This window comes from Massilia sp. CFBP 13721 (genome assembly GCF_014842025.1).
Taxonomy (GTDB): Bacteria; Pseudomonadota; Gammaproteobacteria; order Burkholderiales; family Burkholderiaceae_D; genus Telluria.
This window is the reverse complement of the sequence record NZ_JACYUY010000053.1, coordinates 1-4,851: the sequence shown is the minus strand read 5'-3', so window position 1 is coordinate 4,851 and position 4,851 is coordinate 1. Positions and strand designations below refer to the sequence as shown.

Sequence of the window (4,851 nt, the reverse complement as noted above, 5' to 3'; positions counted from 1 at the left end):
TTATAGCAATGAGAATACAGTGCTGTTTGTTGTGACAGACCACTACCTGAACTTTACTTCCTCCAGATTCTGAGCGGTTGTCGATTGAGACAATCACTCGTACAAGTCATGCCTGATGACCATAGCAAGTCGGTCCCACCCCTTCCCATCCCGAACAGGACCGTGAAACGACTTTGCGCCGATGATAGTGCTGCAACCAGTGTGAAAGTAGGTTATCGTCAGGCTAGTTATAAGAGAAAAACCCGCTCAGTGATCTGAGCGGGTTTTTTTTCGTCCTCTGCTTTTATTCTTGCTCTACCCAGCCGATATACATCCGGCTGGGCGAGCACTCGCCACCCTCGCATTCCCCCCGATTAACGAAACCTCAGGTGGACGGGTGCCGCCCAGTTCTGTCATGTCCAGGCCAGCCTCACATATGGCTGGCTACCGTACGACAGTCAGAAAACGCGACGGTTCCTTCGCCTGATCGCGACAGCGCACTGCTCGTTAGCCAAACAATTGATCCCAGCTCAGATCAAAGCGCGCCAGGTACTTCTTGAGCCGGTCCGCATCGTTCGGCTTGGCCTTCGCATCGCGCGACACGCCGAACAGCTTGCGTCCCGCGTCGGACAGGGTTTTCGATTGCCGGCATACCGTGATCACCGCCTGCAGCTGCACGGCATCAAACAGGTCGATGCGGCTGGCCGCCTCGGTGCCGACCAGGTCTTCCAGCGCGACGGCATCCTCGTTTGCGCGGCCAACATGTGGACGCCACAGCCGCTGCAGGCGTGCGATCTCGTCGTCGACAATCGCTTCGGTGACGCGGCCCGCCTGCGCGAGAGTGGCCATGCGCGTCACCGACGCCCATAAGTCGCGGAAGTTGCCGGTCCAGAGCGCATCGGCTGAACGCGCAAACTGCATGAAGCGCGCACGCGCCTGGCGGTTGAAGCGCACCATCTGTCCATTCTCCGCGCCGAACTGGGCGAGCAGGTAGTCGAGATTCGGTTCGATGTCTTCGACTCGTTCGCGCAGGCCGGGCAGGGCATAGGTCCACAGGTTGATACGCGCATACAGGTCCTCGCGAAACCGTCCCGCCGCCACCTCCTGCCCCAGGTCGCGGTTGGTCCCGGCAATCAGCTGGAAATCGCTGTGCACTTCCTCGTCGCTGCCGACCGGCAGAAAACGCTTTTCTTCGATCGCCGTCAGCAGCATCGCCTGCTCGTCCGCACCGAGTTCGCCGATTTCGTCCAGGAAGAGCAGACCCTTGTGCGCGCTCCTGAGCAAGCCCGGGCGGTTGGACGCCGCACCCGTGAATGCGCCCTTGACGTGGCCGAACAAGGTGGAGGCCGCGCCATCGCCATGCAAGGTTGCGCAGTTGAGTTCGACGAAACGCCCCTCGACCTGGTGACGGGTCTTTTTGAGTTCATACACGCGGCGCGCCAGAAAGGATTTGCCGGCGCCGGTTGGTCCCATCAGCAGCATGGGCGAGCGCGAGCGGATCGCGACGCGCTCGATCTCGTCGATCATCGCGTTGAACTGGGCATTGCGCGTGGCGATACCGGATTTCAGGAAGGCGACGCCTTCGGCCTGCTCGCGCGAGAAACGTTGCGCGATCTGGTCATAACGCGACAGGTCGAGGTCGATCAGCGTATAGCTGCCGACGGCGCCGGCGCCTGGTGAGCGCGGCGGGGAGGTTTGCACCAGGCGGCCGGGGAAGAAGCGCGCTTCGGTCATCAGGAACATGCAGATCTGGACGACGTGGGTGCCGGTCGTAATATGGATCCAGTAATCCTCGTTGTCCGGATCGAAGGGATAGCGTTTCGCGAAGTCGAACAGCGCGCCATACACTTCCTCGAAATCCCAGGCGTTCGTTATCTGGAGCGCATGGGGAACGACTTGCGTTTCCGGCGACACCGCGGCGATGTCGGCCGCGACCTCGCTCACCAGCTTGTCGACCTTGCCGTTGTACAGCAAATCGAAGCGTGCGACGGCGAGATCGGGCTGCTGGGTCAAGGCAATGGTGGGCCGCCACTTGTCCCAGCGCGACTGTCCGCGGTAATTGTCGAGATTCGTGCCGACGAAGCCGATCACAACGGTATTCTTCTTTTTCATCTCAGTATAAATATTTATATTGGAAGATAATTTATCAGGAAACTGCTTTCAAGGCCACCAGGTGCATAGCCGCGTTAACTCTCGTAGTAACAAGGACTTAGCCCGTGGCACGCGCTCAGTGCCAAGCTGGCACGGCGCTTGCAATAGAGCTGATATCCAATGAGCGAAGAGAGAGAGAGAAGACAATGAACAGCCAGCATTACGATGTGATGGACATTCCCGACGGCAGCCGCATAAAAATGTGGACGCAAGGCGTGCCGGTCGAAGAGGCGGCCAAGCAGCAGCTGGCCAATACCGCAAAGATGCCCTTCGTGTACAAGCACATTGCGGTCATGCCCGATGTCCACCTCGGCAAAGGCTCGACCATCGGCACCGTGGTGCCGACCCTCGGTGCGGTGATTCCAGCCGCTGTCGGTGTCGATATCGGCTGCGGCATGATGGCGGCGAAGACGACGCTCACGGCCAACGATCTGCCCGACAGCCTGGGCAAACTGCGTAGCGCGATCGAACGCGCGATTCCGCACGGGATGTCGCCGAAGACGCGCGGCCATCGTGGGCGCGACGAGGGTTCCTGGCAGACGCCGCCGGCACCTGTCGATGCGGCCTGGGCTGAACTGAAAGGCGAATTCGATGCGATCTGCCTGAAGACGCCCTCGTTGAGGAACACGAACAATTATCGCCACCTGGGCACGCTCGGCAGCGGCAATCACTTCGTCGAAGTGTGCCTGGACGAAGTCGGCTTCGTGTGGTTCATGCTGCACTCCGGCTCGCGCGGTGTCGGCAATGCGATCGGCACCTATTTCATCGAGCTGGCCAAGCAGGACATGCGCCGCCACTTCGTCAACCTGCCCGACAGCGACCTCGCGTATCTGTCGGAAGGAACGCAGCATTACGACGATTACGTCGAGGCGGTGAGCTGGGCGCAAAAGTTCGCGCGCATGAACCGTGAAGTGATGATGCAAAACCTGATCGCGGCGGTGCGCACGGTGATCACGAAGCCGTTCGAGACGCACGTGGAAGCGGTGAACTGCCACCACAACTATGTGCAGAAGGAGCACCACTTCGGCAAGGACGTGCTGGTGACCCGCAAGGGTGCGGTATCGGCGCGTGCCGGCGAACTGGGGATCATTCCGGGCTCGATGGGTGCGAAGAGTTTTATCGTACGCGGTAAGGGCAATCCGGACAGTTTTAACAGCTGCAGCCACGGCGCCGGCCGCACCATGAGCCGGACCGAAGCCAAGCGGCGCTTCACGCTGGCCGACCAGGTCAAGGCGACCGAAGGCGTCGAGTGCCGCAAGGATGCGAACGTGATCGACGAGATCCCGATGGCCTATAAGGATATCGACGCGGTGATGCACGCCCAGCGCGACCTGGTCGAAGTCGTCCACACGCTCAAGCAGGTGGTGTGCGTGAAGGGGTGACCTTTCCGTACGTGCGAATAACAAGAAGAAAAGAGGTAGACAATGATTGAACTCGATGGCGCCCATGGCGAGGGCGGCGGCCAGATTCTGCGTAGCGCGCTCGCGCTGTCGATGATCACGGGCCAGCCGTTCCGGATCGATCGCATCAGGGCGAACCGCGCCAAGCCCGGACTGATGCGGCAGCACTTGGTGGCGGTGCAGGCGGCCGCCCAAGTCAGCGGCGCAAGCGTGACTGGCGCCGAACTGGGATCGTCCGCACTGAGTTTCGCGCCAGGGCCGATTCGAAGCGGCGATTACCACTTCGCCATTGGCACCGCGGGCAGCTGCACGCTGGTCCTGCAAACAGTGATTTTAGCACTGCTGCATGCGCAGCAGCCGTCGACCGTCCGCATCACCGGCGGTACCCATAACGTGATGGCACCGCCAGTCCAGTTCCTGCAACACGCGTACTTGCCGCTGCTTGCACGCATGGGGGCGCAGGTCGACATCGACCTGCTGCGTTATGGCTTCTATCCGGCCGGTGGCGGCGAAGTCGTCGCCATCGTCCAGCCATGTACGCAGCTGCGGCAGCTCGTCTTGACGGAGCGGGGTAGCCGGATCGCCGGCCATGCCGATGCCTTTGTCGCCGGACTGTCCGCGAACGTCGGCACGCGTGAGCTGGACTGTATCGGCAACGCCCTGGACTGGGACGAAACGCAATTGCGCCTGCACCGGCTGCCGTCCGAACAAGGGCCGGGCAACGCCGTGCTGGTCACGCTCGCGCATGAACAGGTAACGGAAGTGTTCGCCGGCTTCGGTGCCAGGACGGTCAGGGCGGAAGCCGTTGCGCGGGATGCGATCGAGCAGGCGCAGGCCTATCTCGCGTCCGGCGCCGCCGTCGGCGAGCACTTGGCCGACCAGCTGATGTTGCCGCTGGCACTGGCTGGCGGTGGCAGCTTTACCGCCTCCACTATTTCATTGCATGCGAAAACGAATGCCGAAGTGATTGCGCGATTCTTGCCTGTGGTTATCGATTTTCAGGCGGAAGAGGGACGGTATCGATGTGTGGTGAAAAGCACTTGCCAAGCACAATGAGGCTTGGCTATAATTCGCGTCCGCTTCGGCGCTGTGTGCAAAACGGTAACGAAATCAAGTAGTTAGATTTATGTTTTCTGTGCAAGTAGCGGCGGGGTAGAAAAAAAGAAGTTGACGAAAAACGCGAAACACTGCATACTCTCACTTCTCTGCTGCTGACAAACAAAACGATTTGTCGCTGACAGCAAGATGCAGTACCGAACAAGTTCTTTAAAAATTAACAGTCGATAAGTGTGGGCGTTTGATGAAGGTGCCAGTGACTTCG

At 60.1% G+C, this 4,851-nt stretch carries 3 protein-coding genes and 1 rRNA gene; 3 read left to right on the top strand and 1 reads right to left on the bottom strand.

What is annotated here, in order from left to right; genetic code table 11:
* Window positions 1–111 precede the first annotated feature (111 nt).
* Window positions 112–224, top strand: a 5S ribosomal RNA gene (gene rrf, locus IFT60_RS26095).
* Window positions 225–486: 262 nt separating this feature from the next.
* On the opposite strand, the gene rtcR is transcribed toward rrf, so the two are convergent.
* A complete protein-coding gene (gene rtcR, locus IFT60_RS26090; RefSeq protein WP_192057013.1) occupies window positions 487–2,091 on the bottom strand; it encodes an RNA repair transcriptional activator RtcR in 1,605 nt (534 codons plus the stop codon).
* Between the two features lie 185 nt (window positions 2,092–2,276).
* Here rtcR and IFT60_RS26085 point away from each other — a divergent pair, with 185 nt between their 5' ends.
* A complete protein-coding gene (locus tag IFT60_RS26085; RefSeq protein ID WP_192057012.1) occupies window positions 2,277–3,512 on the top strand; it encodes an RtcB family protein in 1,236 nt (411 codons plus the stop codon).
* A gap of 42 nt (window positions 3,513–3,554) precedes the next feature.
* Window positions 3,555–4,586, top strand: coding sequence for an RNA 3'-terminal phosphate cyclase (gene rtcA / locus IFT60_RS26080; protein WP_192057011.1), 1,032 nt, complete (start codon window positions 3,555–3,557; stop codon window positions 4,584–4,586).
* Window positions 4,587–4,851: the final 265 nt, after the last annotated feature.